Annotated in this window: 19 protein-coding genes; 5 read left to right on the top strand and 14 right to left on the bottom strand. The window is 38.0% G+C overall.

Going from position 1 to position 22,380, the window contains the following annotated elements:
- Window positions 1–6: 6 nt before the first annotated feature.
- From pabC to yceD, 9 genes are all read right to left on the bottom strand, one after another.
- Window positions 7–834: an aminodeoxychorismate lyase gene (pabC, locus tag DK858_RS02840; protein WP_109396141.1), complete on the bottom strand. Its 828-nt coding sequence runs from the start codon at window positions 832–834 to the stop codon at window positions 7–9.
- Window positions 835–966: 132 nt separating this feature from the next.
- On the bottom strand, window positions 967–2,208 hold the full coding sequence (fabF, locus tag DK858_RS02845; protein ID WP_109396142.1) for a beta-ketoacyl-ACP synthase II: 1,242 nt from the start codon (window positions 2,206–2,208) through the stop codon (window positions 967–969).
- A 74-nt stretch (window positions 2,209–2,282) separates the two neighbouring features.
- Complete coding sequence (acpP, locus tag DK858_RS02850) at window positions 2,283–2,519, bottom strand: acyl carrier protein (RefSeq protein ID WP_004247087.1); 237 nt, start codon at window positions 2,517–2,519, stop codon at window positions 2,283–2,285.
- Between the two features lie 157 nt (window positions 2,520–2,676).
- Window positions 2,677–3,411 (bottom strand): 3-oxoacyl-ACP reductase FabG, encoded by a 735-nt coding sequence (gene fabG, locus DK858_RS02855; protein ID WP_088493190.1) that lies wholly within the window; start codon window positions 3,409–3,411, stop codon window positions 2,677–2,679.
- 8 nt (window positions 3,412–3,419) lie between these two features.
- Entirely contained in the window at window positions 3,420–4,352 is a 933-nt protein-coding gene (fabD, locus tag DK858_RS02860) for an ACP S-malonyltransferase (protein ID WP_109396143.1), read from the bottom strand.
- A gap of 19 nt (window positions 4,353–4,371) precedes the next feature.
- Window positions 4,372–5,325, bottom strand: coding sequence for a beta-ketoacyl-ACP synthase III (locus DK858_RS02865; protein WP_109396144.1), 954 nt, complete (start codon window positions 5,323–5,325; stop codon window positions 4,372–4,374).
- 4 nt (window positions 5,326–5,329) lie between these two features.
- Window positions 5,330–6,367 (bottom strand): phosphate acyltransferase PlsX, encoded by a 1,038-nt coding sequence (plsX, locus tag DK858_RS02870; protein WP_109396145.1) that lies wholly within the window; start codon window positions 6,365–6,367, stop codon window positions 5,330–5,332.
- 24 nt (window positions 6,368–6,391) lie between these two features.
- Complete coding sequence (gene rpmF / locus DK858_RS02875; RefSeq protein ID WP_006537252.1) at window positions 6,392–6,562, bottom strand: 50S ribosomal protein L32; 171 nt, start codon at window positions 6,560–6,562, stop codon at window positions 6,392–6,394.
- 5 nt (window positions 6,563–6,567) lie between these two features.
- A complete protein-coding gene (yceD, locus tag DK858_RS02880) occupies window positions 6,568–7,101 on the bottom strand; it encodes a 23S rRNA accumulation protein YceD (RefSeq protein WP_006537253.1) in 534 nt (177 codons plus the stop codon).
- A 141-nt stretch (window positions 7,102–7,242) separates the two neighbouring features.
- Between yceD and DK858_RS02885 the strand changes: the two genes are divergently transcribed.
- Together DK858_RS02885 and DK858_RS02890 are read left to right on the top strand one after the other, a co-directional pair.
- Window positions 7,243–7,842, top strand: coding sequence for a Maf family protein (locus tag DK858_RS02885; protein WP_109396146.1), 600 nt, complete (start codon window positions 7,243–7,245; stop codon window positions 7,840–7,842).
- A gap of 46 nt (window positions 7,843–7,888) precedes the next feature.
- Window positions 7,889–8,290 carry a hypothetical protein gene (locus DK858_RS02890; RefSeq protein WP_109396147.1) on the top strand — a complete coding sequence of 134 codons (402 nt, stop codon included), beginning with the start codon at window positions 7,889–7,891 and terminating at the stop codon, window positions 8,288–8,290.
- Between the two features lie 103 nt (window positions 8,291–8,393).
- Here the strand turns inward: DK858_RS02890 and rluC are convergent, their stop codons facing one another.
- The gene (gene rluC / locus DK858_RS02895) at window positions 8,394–9,347 is read right to left on the bottom strand and encodes a 23S rRNA pseudouridine(955/2504/2580) synthase RluC (protein ID WP_109396148.1); all 954 of its coding nucleotides are present in this window, start codon (window positions 9,345–9,347) and stop codon (window positions 8,394–8,396) included.
- A gap of 531 nt (window positions 9,348–9,878) precedes the next feature.
- Between rluC and rne the strand changes: the two genes are divergently transcribed.
- Window positions 9,879–13,319, top strand: coding sequence for a ribonuclease E (rne, locus tag DK858_RS02900; RefSeq protein WP_109396149.1), 3,441 nt, complete (start codon window positions 9,879–9,881; stop codon window positions 13,317–13,319).
- Window positions 13,320–13,492: 173 nt separating this feature from the next.
- Here the strand turns inward: rne and tmaR are convergent, their stop codons facing one another.
- Complete coding sequence (tmaR, locus tag DK858_RS02905; RefSeq protein WP_006537261.1) at window positions 13,493–13,831, bottom strand: PTS system regulator TmaR; 339 nt, start codon at window positions 13,829–13,831, stop codon at window positions 13,493–13,495.
- A gap of 255 nt (window positions 13,832–14,086) precedes the next feature.
- Window positions 14,087–15,349, bottom strand: coding sequence for an MFS transporter (locus tag DK858_RS02910; protein ID WP_109396150.1), 1,263 nt, complete (start codon window positions 15,347–15,349; stop codon window positions 14,087–14,089).
- 363 nt (window positions 15,350–15,712) lie between these two features.
- Here DK858_RS02910 and sbcB point away from each other — a divergent pair, with 363 nt between their 5' ends.
- Window positions 15,713–17,143, top strand: coding sequence for an exodeoxyribonuclease I (sbcB, locus tag DK858_RS02920; RefSeq protein WP_109396152.1), 1,431 nt, complete (start codon window positions 15,713–15,715; stop codon window positions 17,141–17,143).
- Between the two features lie 56 nt (window positions 17,144–17,199).
- Here the strand turns inward: sbcB and dld are convergent, their stop codons facing one another.
- Window positions 17,200–18,960 carry a D-lactate dehydrogenase gene (gene dld / locus DK858_RS02925; protein ID WP_109396153.1) on the bottom strand — a complete coding sequence of 587 codons (1,761 nt, stop codon included), beginning with the start codon at window positions 18,958–18,960 and terminating at the stop codon, window positions 17,200–17,202.
- 231 nt (window positions 18,961–19,191) lie between these two features.
- Window positions 19,192–20,079, bottom strand: a complete 888-nt coding sequence (locus tag DK858_RS02930; protein ID WP_109396154.1) for a LysR family transcriptional regulator — start codon at window positions 20,077–20,079, stop codon at window positions 19,192–19,194.
- 148 nt (window positions 20,080–20,227) lie between these two features.
- Here DK858_RS02930 and DK858_RS02935 point away from each other — a divergent pair, with 148 nt between their 5' ends.
- Complete coding sequence (locus tag DK858_RS02935) at window positions 20,228–21,877, top strand: alpha-keto acid decarboxylase family protein (protein WP_109396155.1); 1,650 nt, start codon at window positions 20,228–20,230, stop codon at window positions 21,875–21,877.
- Window positions 21,878–22,380 lie beyond the last annotated feature (503 nt).

Raw genomic sequence — 22,380 nt, forward strand, 5'->3', positions numbered from 1 at the left:
TAAATTCTATTTAAGTGACAAACTGTGTTGCAAAACAACATGATAATAATCCCTACTAGGATATTGATAGCACTTATCATCTGAAAAAGTGATTTGTGAAACGGGGATCACTGGCATCAACGCATTTGTTAACCATATTTCATCAGCCTGATAAAGTGTTTCTGTTTTTTCTCTCACAATATCAATTTGCCAACGATTTTTCTGAGCTAATTGAAAAATGGATTGACGCATAATGCCATTTACTCCTGAATTAGTCAGATCTGGTGTAAAAAGCCTATCTCCTTTACGCCAAAAAAGATTCGCCGCATTAGCTTCAACTAAATATCCTTCATTATCACACACTAAAACATCATCAAATTCTGTTTTTTCTAAATGATATTTAATAAGGACTTGTTCTAGACGATTGAGATGTTTGATCCCAGCCAATAAAGGATTTTGCCCTAAGGCAACAGGACTTATACCAAGCGATACACCTTCACTTTGCTGGTGGAGATAATGAGTAGGATAAGATGACAGAGATATGATTACCGTCGGTGTTACAAATCCATTGGAAGAGTATCCGCGTCCACCATAACCACGACTAATAATAATTTTAATCACACTTTTTATTTGAACTCGTGAAGCGATATCTATGATCTGCTGTTTAAGTTCAAACCAATTTGGATGCGGTATAAAGAGAGCGTTACAGCCTTGTTTTAAGCGATTTATATGTGCAGATAATAAAATGGGATCACCTTGCTCAACAGCAAGTGTTGTGAAACAGCCATCGCCAAACTGTACCGCTCGATCACTGGCATCTACATTTTGTTGCTGTTGTCCATTTACCCAATACATCTAACACACCTTACATCTATGTTATTGATATCAATCTGCACATGATAAAACAACTGGCAGTAAAAGGACAAAATAAAAGACCCAGAATAATCCTGGGTCTTTAGGTATTTTTCAGCTTTCTACAAAAACGGCTTATACGCGTTTAAAGAGAATTGAACCGTTAGTACCACCAAAGCCAAATGAGTTACACAGAGCATACTCCATGTTCTCAACTTTACGGGCTTTATGAGGAACAAAATCAAGATGACAATTTTCGTCTTGATTATCTAGGTTAATTGTTGGAGGTACAATTTGATCACGTAATGAAAGGATAGTAAAGATAGACTCAATAGCACCCGCAGCACCTAATAAGTGACCTGTCATAGATTTTGTTGAGCTAACTAATACATCAGTGCCTTTACCAAATACGTTTTCTACCGCTTGTGCTTCAGCAACATCGCCTGCATTCGTTGATGTACCGTGTGCGTTGATATAACCCACTTCTGATGAGGCAATACCTGCATCTTTCAGTGCATTTGTCATTGCTAGCGCGCCACCTTCGCCATTTTCTGCTGGTGAAGTCATGTGATAAGCATCGCTGCTCATACCAAAACCAACCACTTCAGCATAAATTTTAGCGCCACGGTTTTTAGCGTGTTCGTACTCTTCAAGAACAAGAACACCCGCACCATCACCTAATACAAAACCATCACGATCTTTATCCCATGGGCGGCTAGCCGCTTGAGGATTGTCGTTACGTGTTGATAATGCACGAACAGCACCAAAGCCACCTAAACCTAATGGTGTGGTAGCTTTTTCAGCACCGCCTGCCAGCATTGCATCTGCATCACCATAAGCGATAATACGTGCAGCATGTCCAATATTATGAACACCTGAAGTACACGCTGTTGCGATAGAGATTGTAGGGCCACGAAGACCATACATAATGCTTAAATGCCCTGCAACCATATTAATAATGGTTGAAGGTACAAAGAATGGGCTAATTTTACGAGGACCACCATTCATCATAGATGTATGGTTTTCTTCGATAAGGCCTAAGCCACCAATACCAGAACCAATAGCAGCTCCGATACGACTTGCATTGGCTTCTGTTACTTCAAGACCTGAGTCCGCAATGGCCTGCACACCAGCTGCAATACCATATTGGATGAAAAGATCCATCTTACGCGCATCTTTACGCGAAAGATTATAATCTTCATGATTGAAATCTTTTACCAATCCAGCGAATTTAGTCGCATGATGACTGGTGTCAAAATCTTCGATAAGGCCGATACCACTCTGTCCGGCACACACAGCTTTCCAAGAAGCTTCTGCGTTATTACCGACAGGAGATAACATGCCTAGTCCGGTCACAACTACACGACGCTTAGACACGCTTATCCTCCAAGGAGGGAAAAAGTTTAGGATTAAAAATATAGGCGGTCGAGTGACCGCCTAGATTAGCAAGCTTATTTACCTGCGTTTTCAACGTAATCAATAGCAGCTTGAACTGTAGTAATTTTTTCTGCTTCTTCGTCTGGGATTTCGATATCGAATTCTTCTTCCAGAGCCATTACCAGCTCAACTGTGTCAAGAGAATCAGCGCCTAAGTCATCAACAAATGAAGCTGAATTTACAACTTCTTCCTCTTTAACACCCAGTTGTTCAACAATGATTTTCTTAACGCGTTCGTCGATAGTGCTCATACTATTAAATTTCCTATCAAAACTCGCTTGCGCGATGATTTTCTTAGTTTATAAATACAGGAAAAGATCTAACCAATCCCGACTGTGTGGACTACTTTATTCGCTATATTTTGCATTATATTGTACGCAAAAAGCAAATATAAAGACGTCCCCATAATTAGATCATGTACATGCCACCATTGACATGCAATGTTTCACCCGTGATATAGCTCGCTTCATCAGAAGCTAAGAAAGCTACAGCACTGGCAATCTCTTTGGCATCACCTAAACGGTTAGCAGGGACTTGAGATAAAATACCTGCTCTTTGGTCGTCTGTTAATGCTCTAGTCATATCAGTTTCAATAAAACCTGGAGCAACAACATTCACCGTAATGCCACGGGAAGCAACTTCGCGTGCTAATGATTTACTAAAACCAATCACACCCGCTTTTGCCGCCGCGTAGTTTGCCTGTCCTGCGTTACCCATGGTTCCAACAACAGAACCAATGGTAATTATACGACCATGACGTTTTTTCATCATAGCACGCATAACTGCTTTAGACAGACGGAAGACTGATGAAAGATTAGTGTCAATGATATCTTGCCATTCATCATCTTTCATGCGCATCAACAGGTTATCACGAGTAATACCTGCATTATTGACCAAAATATCAATTTCGCCAAATTCAGCACGCACATCTGCTAAAAATTTTTCGATAGAGTCGTTTTCTGTGACGTTTAACACAAAACCCTTACCCTTACCGTCTAAATATTCGCTAATAGCTTGTGCACCGTTTTCACTCGTTGCTGTACCAATTACTGTTGCACCGCGTGCAACTAAATCTTCTGCAATCGCACGGCCAATACCACGGCTTGCACCAGTAACTAGCGCTATTTTTCCGTCAAATCCCATGAGATCCCTCAGTCATTTCCTAATGCAACATCTAATGATGCAATATCATTAACTGCTGCTGCGTTCATTTCTTTAGAAATACGTTTAGTTAAGCCAGTTAATACTTTTCCTGGCCCGATTTCTAACAGTTGTGTAATACCTTTTTCGGCAATAAGTTCAACCGTTTCGGTCCAGCGAACTGGATTATAAAGCTGGCGAACTAACGCATCACGGATTGCATTTGCATCAGTTTGCGCTATCACATCAACGTTATTAACAACCTGAATTTTAGGTTGTTTAAATTCGATTTCTTGTAATGCAACCGCAAGCTTATCAGCGGCAGGTTTCATTAAAGCACAGTGTGAAGGCACACTTACTGCTAATGGTAAAGCTCGTTTAGCACCAGCTTCTTTACATAACACACCAGCACGTTCTACGGCTTCTTTGTTACCCGCAATAACGACTTGCCCTGGTGAATTAAAGTTTACAGGCGAGACAACTTGTCCTTGCGCTGCTTCTTCACAAGCTTTTGCAATAGCGTCATTATCTAAACCGATAATCGCATACATTGCACCAGTACCTGCTGGCACGGCTTCTTGCATCAATTGACCACGTAATTCTACTAATTTAATTGCAGCAGCGAAATCAATAACGCCCGCACACACTAAAGCAGAATACTCGCCAAGACTATGACCTGCCATCATTTGTGGCATTTTGCCTTGTTTTTCTTGCCATACACGCCAGATAGCGACAGAAGCAGCTAATAATGCTGGCTGTGTTTTCCATGTTTTGTTTAACTCTTCTTCTGGACCATTTTGAACTAAGTCCCAAAGAGAGTAACCCAATACATCAGATGCTTGAGCGAATGTTTCAGTCACAATTGGATATTGCTCTGCAAGTTCTGCAAGCATTCCAATAGATTGTGATCCCTGTCCGGGAAAAACCATTGCAAAATCAGTCATGTTTATTTTCCTGATAATATTAAAAACGGATAAGTGCAGAACCCCAAGTAAAACCGCCGCCAAACGCTTCCAGTAAGATTAACTGACCACGTTTAATGCGATTATCTCTTACAGCTTCATCTAATGCTGTTGGGACTGATGCTGCTGACGTATTGCCGTGGCGATCTAATGTCACCACTACTTTATCCATTGTCATATCCAGCTTTTTCGCTGTCGCTGAAATAATTCTTAAATTTGCCTGATGAGGCACAAGCCAGTCCAGTTCAGATTTATCAATTTTGTTAGCTTCAAGAGTCTCATCCACAATGTGGGCAAGCTCACGAACTGCGACTTTAAAGACTTCATTTCCTGCCATAGTAACGTAAGCAGATAAATCGTCATTTTCTCTACTCTGATAAGGTAATGCTAAGAGATCACCAAAACGTCCATCAGAATGTAAATGGGTAGAGATAATACCTTCTTCTTCTGATGCGCCAACAACCACAGCACCTGCCGCATCACCAAACAGAATAATTGTGCCACGATCTTCTGGATCTAAAGCGTGAGATAATCTGTCAGCACCAATAACCAACGCTTTTTTAACAGAACCCGCTTTAATAAATTGATCCGCAATACTTAATGCATAAACAAAACCTGAACATGCTGCCGCAACATCAAAAGCAATACAGTCATTAATACCTAATGCATTTTGAATTTGGCAAGCCGCACTTGGAAATGCATGTGAGCCAGATGTAGTTGCAACGATAATCAACCCAATATCTTGTTTATCAATACCTGACATTTCTAGTGCTTTTTTGCCAGCACCTGCCCCCATTACGGCAACCGTTTCTTCTTCCGTTGCAATTCGACGTTCATGAATACCCGTTCTGGTAACAATCCACTCGTCAGATGTTTCAACCATTTTTTCTAAATCGGCATTAGTTCGCACTTGTACAGGCAAGTAACTACCAGTACCTAAGATTTTTGTATACATTCTATCAATCGCTCTTGGGTAATACTGTTGCCAGTCGTGAAGCAATTCGCTCTGGAATTTTTCGCTCAACGGCATGAACAGCCTGTTCTATTGCTGCTGTAAACGCGCTTTCATTTGCGCCACCATGGCTTTTAATGACGATACCGCGTAATCCTAACAGAGAAGCACCGTTATACTGGTCGGGGTTCATATGTCCAAAACGCTTAATTAGCCGTTTTTGCAACCACTTCTTCAATATTTTCATCCACCACGGCGTTTTTTTATTTTCGGTAGTAGAAGATTTAATCAATGAAAGAAAAACTCTGATAACCCCTTCCATCGTTTTAAGAGAGACATTACCTGCGAAGCCGTCACACACCAATACATCAGTTTTGCCTGTCAGTAATTCATTACCTTCAACATAACCAATATAATTAATATTCGGCGTCGATTTTAATACCGTAGCAGCTTCGCGGATATTATCTAATCCCTTACTCTCTTCTTCACCAATATTTAAAAGCGCCACTTTCGGTGAATCAATCCCTGCTATCTCTTCGGCCATAACTGCGCCCATTACCGCAAACTGCACTAGCATTTTGCTATCACAATTTACGTTAGCGCCTAAATCCAGAACAACCGTCTTGCCTTTTTTCTGGTTGGGTAATACCGAAACCAGTGCAGGACGTTCAATTCCATCGATAGCATTAAGTCGAAGTTTTGCTAATCCCATCAATACGCCAGTATTCCCTGCACTGACACAAGCCTGTGCTTCCCCTGTTTTCACCAGATCAAGTGCCACTCGCATTGATGTACCTTTACTTGCTCTGATAGCTTGTGAAGGTTTGGCATCATTGGCGACAATATGTTCTGCGGGTATAACGTGTAAACGGGTGATTAGCTCGGCATTTTGATTTGCAAGCAGAGGAGTAATAGAGTCTGGTTGACCTACCAGCAATATTTTTAAATGAGGATTAGATGCCAGCGCCCGCAAACAAGCAGGCACTGTGATGCGAGGACCGAAGTCCCCGCCCATCGCATCTAACGCTATGGTTAGATTTGTCAAGGTATCAACGAGCTATAAAGCTAATTACTTGTTGATAACCTTGCGGCCACGGTAGTAACCGTCAGCAGTTACATGGTGACGCAGGTGAGTTTCACCAGAAGTTTTGTCAACAGAAACCTGAGTTACTGTCAGTGCGTCATGAGAGCGACGCATACCACGTTTAGAACGAGTTGGTTTGTTTTGTTGTACGGCCATTGACCTTACTCCTTAGTACTTTTCTTTAAACTGGCTAATACGGCAAATGGATTTGGTTTCTCTGATAATTCTTCAGGGAGTTCACCAAACACCATATCCGCGTCGGACACTTCACAGTGTTCAAAATCATGTACCGGAACTACTGGCAAGTTGAGGATTATTTCATCTTCAATCATCGCTAGTAAATCTATTTCACCAAATTCGTTTACATCGACTGGTTCATATTCTTCCGGTAATGCCTCGGCCCGTTCATCACTGACAACAGGGCTAAAACAATATGTTGCGTGAACATGATACGGAAAATGGCCACCACAACGTTGACATTCTAAAGTCACATCCACATCGGAATGTCCTTTAATCACGGCAAGACGTTGATGGTCAATATCAAATGATAAAACCACATCAATATCACTGTCCACACTGACCACCGATTCAGCTAAGCGGCTTACTTGCTCTGGAGAATAATGACCGTCATAGTCTAAATTCTTTTGAGCTGCTCGCAGCGCATCAATGGTCAGGGGTAATTTTACCTTTTGCATAAGGCGCGCATATTATCTTTGTAATGGAATATAGTCAAAGAAAAAGGCGGGTTATCTACACCTTTCCACCAAAATTCGCTTTATCAGCGGCGCATAGTTTAGAATGTCAGGCATCATTTTGCTACGGATTTTAAAAAAAATATGTTGCCACTCGTTCTTGCGTCTACTTCACCCTTTCGAGCTCAGTTGCTGAAAAAGCTTGGGATGCCCTTTATACAGGCATCTCCAGAGATTGACGAAACCCCAATGCCCACAGAGTGCGCTCAAGATCTTGTCAGTCGCTTATCCTATGAAAAAGCTAGCGCTTTACAAGCAAAATTTCCACAACACCTTATAATTGGTTCTGATCAAGTTTGTGTGCTGAATGAAAAGATCACGGGAAAACCCCATAATTTTGATAATGCCTTTGCACAACTAAAGCAAGCTTCAGGACAGTGTATCTCGTTCTACACAGGATTAACTGTATATAATAGCTTAACTTTAGAACATCAAACGCATTGTGAATTATTTCAAGTTTATTTTCGCCATTTAACTGACGAAGAAATTATTAGCTATTTAAATAAAGAAATGCCTTTCAATTGTGCTGGAAGTTTTAAATCTGAAGGGCTAGGTATTACTCTATTTGATAAGTTTGTCGGTGATGATCCAAATTCTTTAATTGGTTTACCACTTATCCGATTGAATAAAATGTTACTCTCACAAAGAATAAACCCATTATTTTTCTCTGATGATCAAAAATAAACCTGATCATCTTCATTTTTAATCTTATGTAGCGATAAAGCGTATTATGAATAAATTAGCATCAGTCTTAACAGCTTTAGTGGTGGCAATAGCATTAGTGGGTTGTTCTGATGAAAAAGACACTGAAATTTCAACAACAAAAACAACTAACACTACAAATACTATCCAAGACAGTGTGACTTCAGACAAAAAAGATGACAACGCATCCTTATTTAAAAAGAATTTTGTCAGTAGCTGCATCTTAGGTTCTGGTATTACTGATGATGCGCTAATTGCTCAAATTGCCGAAGTGTGTGAATGCACTTACGACGGTATTATTAAAAATTATGGAATTACAGAATTTATCCGTGTAGATATGGAAATGCGTAAAAACGGTTCAACCTCAATGCCTAAAGAGTGGAACATTGATAAAATTGTTGAGCAATGTATGACAAAAGTGGAAAGTTAACTCTTATTTCTATTCATTTTTTAGTAAGTTAAGAAAAGCAATACGCCCAGAAAACTGGGCGCATTGGGTATCCGGATTTTTTGTAAAAATAAAAATTTTAGACTTAAGATTTTTGACTACGTAATACTTGCAAACAATGGCGTAACTGATTATCCATCGGTGCTTCAATACGCATCTGTTCACCTGTTGAAGGATGCGTAAATGTCAAAGAACTTGCATGTAAAAATAGACGATTAAGTTTTGTTCCTGCCAGTTGTGAATCAAAATCACGATCACCATAACGATCATCAAATGCAATAGGATGACCTGCATGTAATGTATGCACACGAATTTGGTGAGTTCTGCCTGTTACAGGACTTGCTTTCACAAGTGTGGCAAATTCAAAACGCTCTTCAACCTTAAAACGTGTCTCTGAAGGTTTTCCTTCATTGCTCACTTTAACCACTCGCTCACCACTTTGAAGAATATTTTTCAATAACGGAGCCTGAACAACTTTAGTGTGAGATTGCCATTGGCCACGAACTAAGGCTAAATAATCTTTTTGCATCTGTTTTAAGCGTAATTGCTCATGCAAAGCACGCAATGCTGAACGTTTTTTTGCAATTAACAACACACCTGATGTATCTCTATCAAGACGATGTACAAGCTCTAAAAAACGGGCTTCTGGACGCAATGCTCGTAAGCCTTCAATCACACCAAAACTTAACCCACTACCCCCATGTACAGCCGTACCAGACGGCTTATTAATAAGCATTAAGTGGTCATCTTCATATAGAATACAATTTGCCAACGCTGAGACTTTATCAAGTTTTGGTGATACAGCGATTTCTTCTTTTTCCGATACTCGCACAGGAGGAATACGGATACTATCACCCGCATTGAGTTTGTATTCAGGTTTAATTCGCCCTTTGTTAACTCTAACTTCCCCTTTACGGATAATTCGGTAAATCATACTTTTTGGTACACCTTTTAAGCGTGCCAGTAAAAAATTGTCGATACGCTGGCCTGCTTCATCGCCATCAATGGTGACGAACTGAACTTGATTAAATGATTTCATAGTGGCGATTCTTTGGCTCTCTTAAAATAAAAATAACAAACTACTTTGTGGTGTACAAAATAACATCAAATCTGTCGTCTATTTTAACCTGAATAATGGGAAAAAGACGAAACATTAGCTAATCTCTCATATTTATACAGAAAAAGTCACCAAAGCAGAAAAGTCATCTTGCTATAACCCTAACACCAATGGAATAATGCAGACTCTCCTGATTATGTTTATCAGGTATATTTATGAAAATTTTGTTTGTTTGATTTTCAAAATGCAGCAATGGCGTAAGACATAGTCGAAAATCAAACAATTTAGTATGCCATAAATACATCGCTTATTGAGTTGAAACATCGTTTTCAATTAAACAGTGCTGAATTTTTGAACTAAAAATCAGACTCACCGACATATTGCATCTCTATACAATCGACAACCGTGAGGTTGACGCATTTGTAAAAGACACGAGGTCATCGGTTATCAATAGTGTAATTACGTATGTTAGTGGCACATTATAAAACGTGAAAATAACGAGTAAGTCACAATATGAAAAGAATGTTAATTAACGCAACTCAGCAGGAAGAGTTGCGTGTTGCCCTTGTCGATGGGCAACGTTTGTACGATCTGGATATCGAAAGCCCCGGTCATGAACAGAAAAAAGCGAATATCTATAAAGGTAAAATTACTAGAATTGAACCCAGCCTAGAAGCCGCTTTTGTTGATTATGGTGCGGAACGCCACGGTTTCCTTCCTATCAAAGAAATAGCCCGCGAATACTTTCCTAGTAATTATCACTCTCATGGTCGTCCTAACATCAAAGATGTCTTAAAAGAAGGCCAAGAAGTTATTGTTCAAGTTGATAAAGAGGAGCGTGGTAATAAAGGTGCAGCATTAACCACTTTTATCAGCCTTGCAGGAAGTTATTTGGTCTTAATGCCAAATAATCCTCGTGCAGGTGGTATTTCTCGCCGTATTGAAGGTGAAGACCGTACTGAACTCAAAGAAGCTTTATCAAGCCTTGAAATCCCTGATGGTATGGGTCTGATTGTACGTACAGCTGGTGTTGGCAAATCTGCCGAAGCGCTACAACAAGACTTAAGTTATCGTCTAAGACACTGGGATGCTATTAAGAAAGCAGCTGAGAATCGCCCTGCTCCATTCTTAATCCATCAGGAAAGTAATGTAATTGTTCGCGCATTCCGCGACTATTTACGTCCTGATATTGGTGAGATTTTAATTGATAACGCAAAAGTCGTTGAAATGGCTCGTAGCCATATTGAAGCGATTGGTCGTGGTGATTTTGCTAGCAAAATTCGCCATTACACTGGTGCAGTACCTCTATTCAGCCATTATCAAATTGAATCACAGATTGAATCTGCATTTCAGCGTGAAGTTCGCCTTCCTTCTGGCGGTGCTTTAGTTATTGATACAACTGAAGCATTAACGGCGATTGATATCAACTCCTCACGCTCAACTCGTGGTGGTGATATTGAAGAAACTGCATTTAATACTAACTTAGAAGCAGCTGACGAAATTGCACGCCAATTACGTTTACGCGACTTGGGTGGTTTAATTGTTATCGACTTTATCGACATGACACCTGTACGCCATCAACGTGAAGTTGAAAACAGAATGCGTGAAGCGGTTCGCCAAGATCGTGCTCGCATTCAAATTGGACGTATCTCGCGCTTTGGCTTATTAGAGATGTCTCGCCAACGTTTAAGCCCTTCATTAGGTGAATCTAGCCATCACGTTTGTCCACGTTGCTTAGGCACCGGCACTATTCGTGATAACGAATCACTGTCACTTTCTGTGTTACGTCTTATCGAAGAAGAAGCACTTAAAGAAAATACACATGAAGTACATGCGATTGTGCCTGTTCAAATCGCATCTTATTTGCTTAACGAAAAACGAAAAGCTGTAACTGATATTGAATTACGTCAATCTAATGTCAAAGTGGTTATTGTTCCTAATGACCAAATGCAAACGCCTCATTTCTCTGTTATTCGTGTGCGTAAGGGTGAAGAAATTACCTCTCTAAGCTACAACTTAGCGCAATTCCATGAAAGTCAGCTAAATGAAGCTGAGGACGATGTTGTTACAGAGCGTAAAACCCCAGAACAACCCGCTATTTCAGCCTTTGGATTGCAAGAAGAAGAGACGATTGAAGCAACAAAAAGCAAAAAAGCACCTCAGCCCCAAGCTAAACCAGTTAAAACAGAACAAGCTCAAGGTACAGGTTTCTTTAGCTCTATTGCCAAATTCTTCTCTAACTTATTTAGTAGCGAACCAGAGCCTGTAGTAACACAAGAGAAACCGCAGGAAAATAAGAAAGAGAATAACGAAAATCGTCGTGAACGTCGTAATAACAATAATCGACGTAACAACAATAATCGCCGTGACCGTGATAACGATCGTAATCGTGATAACGCAAATAGCGAAGACAATCGCAAAAATCGCAATCAAAAACCACAAACAACGCCAACAACTGAAGTTAGCAGTGAACAAGAGATTGCAGAACGCGAAGCTCGTCGTCAGCAACGTCGTGAACAGCGTGCTGAACAACGTCGCCGTCAAGAAGAAAAACGTCAACAACAAGAAGCGGCTAAAGCTCAAGCTGCCCTTGCTGAAAATGACAGCGTTGCAAAAGACAGTGCTAATGAGAAGAAAGAAGAACCTCGTCGCCCTGTTATGCAACGCCGTAATCGTCGTCAATTAACACAATCTGTACGTGTGACTGACAATGATAATGCATCAACAGTTGTACCAACTGCGACCGAAAAAGCAGTTTCTGAACCACCAGTTGCAACAACACAAACTAAAGTTGCACCAACTGAAAAATCAGCACCTAAAGCAGCCACTGTTGCAAAAGTTGAAACTAATGAAGTTCAAGCTGTAAAAGCATTACCTGATGCAACTAAATCACAAGATGACAATAAGAACGAAGATAATAACGGGCAAGATAATGTTATGCCTCGCCGTTCTCGTCGCTCACCTCGTCATTTACGTGTAAGTGGTCAACGTCGTCGTCGCTATCGTGATGAACGAACTTTAACAGTATCACCAATGCCTCTGGCAATGGCGGTCGCTTCTCCTGAACTTGCTTCAGGTAAAGTCTTCATTCACTACCCAATTACACCGGTAAGTGATGCGCCATTTATTGAAAATAATGTTGAAAACAACAATGATGTTTCTGTTGGAAACCACATTATTACTCATAAAGATCCACAAATGGTAGCTATCACACCAGCGGTTTCAGAAGCCATTGCTACTGATATAGCACAGGCAGGATCTACTGAATCAACTTATTCTGTCACAGTGAGTACTGAATCAACCACAGAGGCTGTTGCTGAAATTATTGCGGTAGAACCTCAGGCTGTGCCTGCTGAAACAAACAACAGCATTGAAAACAATGTTATCAGTGATGTAATTAATGAAGTAAATGCAGAAGAGCACGTTACTCGTAAAGAGAATATTTCAGCGGTATTAAATACCACTGAAGCTTATATGCATGAAGCTTCACAACAAGCAGAAACTAACATTGAGTCAGAAGAAGTTGTACAAGATACGCTTGCAACAGTAGAGAATAAAATATCAACACCTGAACCTCAACCTGTTGAAGCTGTAATAACAACTGAAGAAACAATTGAACCACACAAAGAAGTTGCTGTTGAAACTGTTGCTGATCCTATCGTTGAAAGTCAAGCAGAAGAAAACGCAATCCCTGCTGTGGAAATTGAAGCGGTAACTGAAAGCAAACCAACTGAAGTCGTTATTCGTCAAGAGCCTGTTGCAATTGCACGCCAACTGCATGCAAGCTCGCCAATGACAAAAGCACCTGCTTCTGATGAAGCGCCTGTGGCAATTGAAATCAAAGCATGGGAAGCACGTCCAGCTTTTGATAAGAAAGGCCGAACTGGTGCAGGTGGACATTGTTCTACTAATCACGCTTCTTCAAAAATGACTAAAGCTGAAAGTCAAAACTGATAATAAGGTATTATTAAGAATATCTTGATAATACGACTAAACTGAGAACCCACTTTTTAGTGGGTTCTTTTTTTAGGTAGCTATTAGCAAATTAACTTAGTAATTAATAAAATAAAAAAAGCCCCTGAACTTTCGATTCAGAGGCCTTCAATTTCTTGTTTTTAGTAAAGTAATCAGTCTTTTAGATCAGGAATGTTTTTAATTTCACCCATCGCTTTTAACTGCTTAGATAATTCACGGCGCTCTTTAGACAGATCGGCATTTTTAATAATGTAATCATCAACACGATCGTCATAGTCACTACGCATATTAGCAATAATACCCAGTACATCTTCAATCGACATACCTGGTTTAATGTATTCACTTAAGTTGTCTAACAAAAGAACACGTTTTTGATTATCACGGATCTTTTTCTCATTGTCAGTGATCTCACGACGGATTTTGTTTTTACGACGATACATACGCACAAACTCCAGTACGTTTTGGAAAGACGGCTTGTTTGCGTTATCCATTTCCTACACCTTTACAATTGATATTTAAGATAAATAGTTCTGTTTAAGATTATCGCTTAATCGTGTCAATAAACAAGCAAAGTTTACAAATTTAATTGATTTTGCTTAATTAACAATTAATTAGGATGATATATATTAATAAATATAGTCAACATTCTTTAACTCGTAAATGTTCACTTAATTTAATGATAAAAAATGGCTACACATTTTTACTGGTAGCCTAATCGACACTACAAAGGATAAATTAATGAGCGACTAAATAGGTTGTGCTTTATTTTTATCTTCATGTTGTAAGCCATCAAGTGGCTGTAATGCTTTCGCATCTGAACGTAAAAACACAGCTGAAAGAAGTGTCGTTCCTATCACAATACATCCCATCACCATATAAGTTGGTGCAAAACCATAATGATCATAACCATAACCAGCCAATGGAGATAATAATGTCGCGACAATAGAACTCACACATTGGAAACCGACCAAATAAAGCGTTGAAGATAAACGTTTATCAAAGTGTTGACTGTTATATTTAAAAATTGAAATTAATAAAATAGGCAGTTCAACAGCATGTAATAATTTCATACAAGAGATCAAGACAGGCCCTTCGACTAATCCTGAACCAATAATACGAGCTGCCATAACACTACTTGCCAGTAATAAGCCGTTTTTAGCACCAATTTTATTTACAAGGAAAGGTGCAATAAACATACCACCAGCTTCTAAGAATACCTGCAATGAATTCAGATATCCGTACATCTCATTACCCTGCTGTAAGGTCGCAAATTGCGATGAGAAAAAGACGGGAAATTGTTGGTCATAAACCCCATAAACACAAGTGCCAATAACAAACAAAATAAGTGCCCAAAAACGAGGCAATGAAAGCAAATTCAACGCATCTTTGATAGTAATAGCTGATGTTTTTCCATGCTCTAATTGATTAAACGCGTCTGATTTATCCGTTTTTAACAGTGCTAAAAGAATTAAGAACACAACACCAGAAATAGAAGCCATCACAAAATTGTAATTAGGATCGATATTTATATTGTGTCCGGCAATAAATGTTGCGGAAGCCCAACCCAATGATCCCCACATTCTTGCCCTACCATATTCAAAACCACGAATACGGCTAACACGCTCTGTATATGATTCTAATACGCCAATCCCCGCATTAAATGTCATACCAACATATAAGCCCCCTAGAATGGAACCTACAAAAATATTCCAACGTAATATTGATGCGAAACCTAGAAAAAAGGGGCCAGAAAGAATAAGTAATACTGCAATTACTAATAATAAATTCTTTCTTAACCCGAGTTTATCTTGAATAAAGCCATATAAAGGTTGGGCACATAATGCAATCAAAGAAATTGCCGAGAATATTAATCCTGTGTCAGTCGCTTTTAATCCTACATACTGATTTAACCAAATAGAAACTAATGAAAATGATGAAGACCAGGTAAAAAAGAAGAAAAATAGTAGCGCACTTAAAATCGCATAGTATTTTTTTGAGTCTTTGTTCATTGGTTGAGCGCCTTATAAAGTCATTTCACCTCTAAATGTTAACGTTAACTTTTAGATTCACAAACAATAATGTTGCTTTAATGTGATATAAAGCACACAAGTTAACGTTAACAATTTGAGTTATGTGTTCTGGATCTACTTTCCTTTTATCGTAGTGGCTTAGTGCTAAAAATACAAATAAGTACTCTTTTAGAAAAAGGCCTACATTTATTTTAAATAACATTCTATTACTTTCAAATAAAACCATTTGCATAGGATATTTCACGTTTACTGCATTATGGTTTACCATGGTCTTAATTAAATCCAATACAACTCATTGAGTAATGATTGAAAAAATCATCAATAAATTTATGGTAGAAAACCTTGTCTAATTCAGCAAAAACGCCCACATTTTACGTTCATGACTACGAAACCTTTGGCACAAACCCAGCCTTAGATCGCCCTGCTCAATTTGCAGGCATAAGAACTGACATGGATTTCAATATTATTGAAGATCCTCTCGTTATTTATTGTAAGCCTAGTGATGATTATCTACCTCACCCTGAAGCGGTAATGATCACAGGAATAACACCACAAATTGCGGCAAAAAATGGGGTGATTGAAGCGGAATTTACTCGTCAAATTCATCACGCTTTCAGCCAACCCAATAGTTGTATTATGGGCTATAACAACCTTCGATTTGATGATGAAGTCACTCGTAATATCCTTTATCGTAATTTTTATGATCCTTATGCTTATAGCTGGCAAAAAGGAAATTCACGTTGGGATTTACTTGATGTGTTGCGTGCCTGCTATGCACTGCGCCCTGAAGGTATTGTTTGGCCTGAAAATGAAGACGGTTTTCCAAGCTTTCGTTTAGAGTTATTGACTAAAGCAAATGGCATTTCTCATGAAAACGCGCATGATGCAATGTCTGATGTTTATGCCACCATTGCGATGGCAAAAAAATTAAAGCAAGTTCAACCGCGTATGTTTGATTATTTCTTTAATTTACGCGATAAACGTAAAGTTCAGGCACTAATTGATATTCCGGCAATGACACCGATTGTGCATGTTTCAGGTATGTTTGGTGCTGCGCGTTCTAATTTAAGCCTTGTTGCTCCATTAGCGTGGCATCCTGATAATCGCAATGCAGTGATTGTCTGCGACTTAGCCGCAGATATCTCTCCTTTATTAACACTTAACTCAGAGCAATTGCGTGAGCGTTTATATACACCACGTAGTGAATTATCCGTTGATGAGCCACCTGTTCCAATTAAATTACTGCATATTAATAAATGTCCCATTGTGGCACCGCAAAATACATTAAGACAGCAAGATGCAGATAGAATTGGTTTAGATGTTGATAGTTGTTTAAAAAACCAAGCAATCTTGTTTTCTCATCCTGAAATACGCAATAAAGTCGTGGAAATATTTGGACAACAAACGCCTTTTATTGTCTCTGATAATGTTGATTCGCAAATTTATAATGGTTTCTTTAGTGAAAATGATCGTAGTGCGATGGAGATTATTCGCTCAACACAACCACAGAATTTACCCGCTTTAGATTTAACGTTTGAAGATGCAAGAATGGAACCGCTGTTTTTCCGTTATCGAGCAAGAAATTATCCTTCAACACTTACCTATGACGAACAACAACGCTGGTTGGCACATAGAAAAGAGATATTATCGCCAGAAAAACTAACCGAATATATTAATACCATTCAGTTATTAGCTGAAGAACATGCCGATAACGAGGAAAAATTAAAACAGCTACAATCGCTTTATTTATATGCTCAAGAGATTGCGAGTTAATTGACAAAATAAAGGCAGGTTTTATCCTGCCTTTTAATACACACAATATACAACAGTTATTCTTTATTCTCTGTATTCGTGTCATTATGTGTACGTCCACAACCACACTCTTCTCCCCAATATTTTAGTTTTGAGGTTTTACCAATACCTGGGTTCATACTATTGGTTGGATCGTTATGTTTATAAAATGCTTTTAATTGAGGCTTAGCATAATACATATGACCTACATTATGCTCTGCGGGATATTCCGCACCACGTTGATCTAATAATGCCAGCATTTCTGCTTTTAATGCCTTAGCATCAACACCTTTTTTAATAATATAATCTTGGTGCATAACATGACACATAAAATGTCCACAATAGAGTTTATAAAGTAATTTACTCTCTATTTCAGGTGGTAATTTTTCAAACCAATCTTTGTCATTACGGCGCAATGCAATATCTAATGGCAATACATCTTCTACGTCATTAACATGAACGGCATGATAACGCACAGCTGCACCTGCAGCGGCAAAACGATGCAAAAAGGCTTTATTTCCCTCTTCTTCAGTACATTCGAAATAATCGCCTGATGCTAACTTAAAGTATTCTTTTAAATAAGTTGCCGCTTCTTCAATTCCATCATCTGCCATTCTTAACATGAGATGATGTTCATATTTATCACGAAAATCTGTCATACGTGCTGGTAAATGAGCTGGCCATAGTTTGCTCATAAACTGCATGGTTCTATCCACCATATTTTTAGGCAAAAAAGGCACTTTATTTAATACCGCATCTACTCGCCCTTTTACGGCAAATAATATTGGCATTTTATCTGTGCCTAATTTATCAATCACCAAAAACGTATCTTTTCCATACACTTCAGCCATTTTATAATAGCTTCTATGCATATATTCACCAGCAACAGGCAACTTTTTAAAATGGCTTAAAATATGACGACGAATTTCTTCAAGCTCGTCAGGATTATTAGTACCAATATAAAAAACCTGAGTACGATGATCTGCGGGAAAAGTATCTAATCTCACAGCAAATACAGATAATTTCCCTGCACTCCCAGCAGCTTCATATAAACGTCGTTCATCATTGTTAAAACGAGAAGGAGTATTAGCATCAACATCACGTATACGCTCATGATATTCATGGTCAGAGGCTAATTTTTCTGTCGTTTGTATCTGTTTCTCATGATAATGACGATTATCTAAATTGGTTAATATTTCTTCTGGCGTTTCACCTAAATCAATGCCTAAATGGTTAACTAATTCAGCCTCACCTTTTTCATTAACACGAGCATAAAGTGATAATTCAGTATATGCAGGTCCACGGCGAACTAAAGCACCACCAGAGTTATTACAAATTCCACCAATAACAGAAGCACCAATACAAGATGAGCCAATAACAGAGTGTGGTTCACGCCCTAAGGGCTTTAATACTTTTTCTAAGTGCCACAACGTACTGCCGGGAAAAGCAATGACTTGATTATGTTCTGAGAGAACCTGTATTTTATCTTGACGTAATGTACTAATAATCACGATATCTCTATCATAATCATCACCATTAGGTGTCGACCCCTCTGTTAATCCCGTATTCGCCGCTTGCATAATAATAATTTTATCAGCTTCAACACAGGTTTTAAAAACTCGCCATTGTTCTAATAAATTAGCGGGAAAGACAACAGCTAGTGCCTTGCCTTGCCCTGAACGAAAACCTTTTCGATAACGTTCTGTTTTATGTGCTTGAGTTAATACTTGTTTTTTACCTACGATACCTTCAAGTTTGCGAATAAAATGTTGATTTGCAGAACTATTACTCTCATTCATTATTTTCCCTATCCTATTCCTGTACTCTCAGATTAATCTTTTATTTACCTATTTTTATTATTACTCATAAGACTATGTGCAAAATATAAACTTATCATTTATATAACTACTTTTATACTTCTATCTGCACTTCTTGAAAAATAATATTTATTTTTAATCACTTTTATTATTTAAAGATAATTTCAATATTTATTTCTTAAATAAAATATAAATAATCACTAGCTTAATATTTTATTCTATAACTAGCTTTTCTCTTGCTAACTGATCCCATGCTTGGCAACTTCGGCTTTTATAGCCATCTTTATTATTGGCTAGTGCTATTTGGTATGACAATGTAGGCTCCACAACGGGAAGAACAATCAAATCATCAATAGGATTTTTATTACACATACTATTTGGTAAAAGCGTTACTCCTACCCCTGCTTTGACCATTGCAATTATTAAATCTAAATGGTTACTACGCCCTGCAATAATAGGCTCTTTATTGTAAATACCACAAGCACTATAAATTAAATCATTAATACGAAATTTTTCAGAAAATAAGATAAAAGGTTCATTAATCAACTCATTAAAATGAACTTCTTTTTTTATGGCTAAAGGATGGGATGGCGACATTAATAGCATTAAGTGATCTTCTGAAAAAGGTGTTAATTCAACAGTATCTTCATTAAAAGGTAATACAACTGCTGCAGTTTCAACTATTCCTTCTCTCATAGCATCAGCCATTTGCTTAGTGCCCAATTCAAATATTTTTAGTTCAACCTGAGGATGACGAGAACTAAAAGCCATAATAATGTCAGCAAAATACGTCGAAGCTATTACAGGTGGTAATCCCACATTTAATGTTCCTGTTAATGGTCCAGATTTGTCCTGTAATGCTTTATTCATATCATTAAATTGTGCAAGTATCTGTTTTGCATACTCAAAAAGTATTGCACCATCATCTGTTAACCTTACACCATTAACTTCCCTTACTAATAAAATAACACCTAATTCATCTTCTAATTTTTTAATGCTACGACTAATTGCAGGCTGAGTAATACATAACACATCCGCAGCTCGGCTAAAGCCATTTAATTGAACAACCTCAACGAAATAGCGCAATACACGAATATCCATAAATTATTTTCACCTTATTACTTTTAGTTATACCCCCAATGATAATAAACCATTTCATATTAGTTAATATCCGAGATAAAACATTAAGCATAATGTAAAAGTATTACTATACTTTTACAGATTATTATTCTATTTTTTTGGAGATACAATGAATAAAACTGTCGTTGAATATACTTTAAACCGCTTATATGACTTAGGAATAAGTGATGTCTTTGGTGTTGCTGGCGATTATGCATTTCCTATAGAAGACACCATTTGTAATAGTAACCACATGCGTTGGATTGGGAGTTGCAACGAACTCAATGCAGCTTACGCTGCTGATGGTTATGCCCGGATTAAAGGTATGGCCGCATTATCAACAACATTTGGTGTTGGGGAATTAAGTGCAATTAATGCTATTGCTGGCTCTTATGCAGAAAATCTACCTATTTTCCATTTAGTTGGTATGCCTGCAAGCGGTGTACAAAAAAGTAAGCGCCTTGTTCATCACACATTAGGTAATGGTGATTTTGATATTTTTTATCAATTAGGCCAACGTCTTGCTTGCGCTCATTCAATATTAACACCAGAAAACTGTATTTCTGAAATGGAACGTTTAATTGCCATTGCATTAAAAGAGCGCCGCCCTGTTTATATTGGCTTACCCGCTGATTATGCCGTAATGCAAGTGACGGAGCCATTACCTGTTACCACACCGAAAAAATCAACAAGTGATAAAAAAACATTAGAAAAGGCAGTATCAACAATAATAGAGAGACTAACTCACAGCAATAATGTCTGTGTATTACCTGGTATTTTATCCACACGCTTAGGGTTATCAGATAATGTTCAAGCTCTTATTAATAAAACTGGCTTGCCTTATGCCACTATGTTTATGGATAAAAGTATTTTGAGTGAATCTAATCCCCAATATGTTGGTATGTATGATGGCAAATTAATGACACCTGAAGTCAGAGAATTTGTGGAAAAGAGTGAGTACATATTAGGAATTGGTGCAATGATGACCGACTTCAATACAGGAAGTTTCACTGCAAATATTAAACCAAAACAATTTATCAACATTATGTCAGACTATGTTGAGATTGATTCTGTTATCTACCCTTCCGTTTATATGGAAGATATTCTTTCTGAATTAACAAAACGTCTACCAAATAAAGCTTATCATCAGATAAAAGCCAGAGGATTAGGTAAACCTGTTATATCAGATAATGGTAAAATTACAGCGCAATATCTCTATCCACGATTAGAGCGGTTTTTTAAACCTAATGATATTATTATTGCAGAGACTGGTACGTCATCAATGGGATTAGGTTTTGCCCTATTACCAGAAGGTGCACAATTTCATAACCAAACATTATGGGGCTCTATTGGCTGGGCGACACCAGCATCATTTGGTGCCGCACTTGCAGCGCCTAACAAACGCGTTATTTTAATTACTGGTGAAGGTTCACATCAATTAACCGTACAAGAGATTAGCCAATTTGTTCGCTTTGGATTAAAACCGATCATCCTTATTTTAAATAATGATGGTTACTTAATTGAACGATTATTATGTGATTATCCCGAAGCTTATTATAACGATCTTGCTCAATGGAATTATCACCAATTACCTAAAGCTTTTGGCGCAACAGATTGGCATTGTGAGAAAGTCACAACCATAGATGAATTAAATAAAGCCCTTGAAGTAGCCGGATCAACAGAGAGTGCCTCTTATATCGAAATAGTAACCGCACGATATGAAGCATCTGAATTAGCACAAAAATTAAAAGAATCGAAGAGTTCGCTATATTCATTCTAAAATAAATGGATGAAGTGATAAATAAAGTCTTTAAGCAGAATAAAATAGATAAAATCTTAGCTTTTTTTATTTATTAAGTTTGCCATGACTTAAATATTGGGCATGGTCTGATTTTTATTTTAAATATACAGACCATGTCATTTTTTATCATTATATTGCTCACATTGCATTTAAATGATTACGCATTGTTATTAAAGCAAAATAAAAACATTCTTAAACAGATCAAAACCTTGATTACCTGCAAATAAGCCTGATGAAATAACAATTTAATACAAAACCATGTGGGAATACGGTTTTCCAACATGGTTAAACTGGATAGTTGATTATCTGGTTGTCAGTGACACTGTAAGCTAAATACACAGAATTATTTACAGGGTCGGATCTTAATATCATCTACGTAACTTATATTCTGCAAACCAAGTCCCTATTCCAACGACTAACCCAGCCCATAGACTTGCTTTAATAATTTTCTTTAAAAACTCGATCGAAAAAAGAAAATCTCC

It is taken from the genome of Proteus faecis, assembly GCF_003144395.1.
In the GTDB taxonomy this organism is placed as follows: domain Bacteria; phylum Pseudomonadota; class Gammaproteobacteria; order Enterobacterales; family Enterobacteriaceae; genus Proteus; species Proteus faecis.

Bases quoted from the DNA above. Each gene is read 5' to 3' on its own strand.
- pabC (WP_109396141.1), bottom strand. From the start codon at position 834: ATGTATTGGGTAAATGGACAACAGCAACAAAATGTAGATGCCAGTGAT.
- acpP (WP_004247087.1), bottom strand. From the start codon at position 2,519: ATGAGCACTATCGACGAACGCGTTAAGAAAATCATTGTTGAACAACTG.
- fabG (WP_088493190.1), bottom strand. From the start codon at position 3,411: ATGGGATTTGACGGAAAAATAGCGCTAGTTACTGGTGCAAGCCGTGGT.
- fabD (WP_109396143.1), bottom strand. From the start codon at position 4,352: ATGACTGATTTTGCAATGGTTTTTCCCGGACAGGGATCACAATCTATT.
- DK858_RS02865 (WP_109396144.1), bottom strand. From the start codon at position 5,325: ATGTATACAAAAATCTTAGGTACTGGTAGTTACTTGCCTGTACAAGTG.
- rpmF (WP_006537252.1), bottom strand. From the start codon at position 6,562: ATGGCCGTACAACAAAACAAACCAACTCGTTCTAAACGTGGTATGCGT.
- yceD (WP_006537253.1), bottom strand. From the start codon at position 7,101: ATGCAAAAGGTAAAATTACCCCTGACCATTGATGCGCTGCGAGCAGCT.
- DK858_RS02885 (WP_109396146.1), top strand. From the start codon at position 7,243: ATGTTGCCACTCGTTCTTGCGTCTACTTCACCCTTTCGAGCTCAGTTG.
- DK858_RS02890 (WP_109396147.1), top strand. From the start codon at position 7,889: ATGAATAAATTAGCATCAGTCTTAACAGCTTTAGTGGTGGCAATAGCA.
- rluC (WP_109396148.1), bottom strand. From the start codon at position 9,347: ATGAAATCATTTAATCAAGTTCAGTTCGTCACCATTGATGGCGATGAA.
- rne (WP_109396149.1), top strand. From the start codon at position 9,879: ATGAAAAGAATGTTAATTAACGCAACTCAGCAGGAAGAGTTGCGTGTT.
- tmaR (WP_006537261.1), bottom strand. From the start codon at position 13,831: ATGGATAACGCAAACAAGCCGTCTTTCCAAAACGTACTGGAGTTTGTG.
- DK858_RS02910 (WP_109396150.1), bottom strand. From the start codon at position 15,349: ATGAACAAAGACTCAAAAAAATACTATGCGATTTTAAGTGCGCTACTA.
- dld (WP_109396153.1), bottom strand. From the start codon at position 18,960: ATGAATGAGAGTAATAGTTCTGCAAATCAACATTTTATTCGCAAACTT.
- DK858_RS02930 (WP_109396154.1), bottom strand. From the start codon at position 20,079: ATGGATATTCGTGTATTGCGCTATTTCGTTGAGGTTGTTCAATTAAAT.
- DK858_RS02935 (WP_109396155.1), top strand. From the start codon at position 20,228: ATGAATAAAACTGTCGTTGAATATACTTTAAACCGCTTATATGACTTA.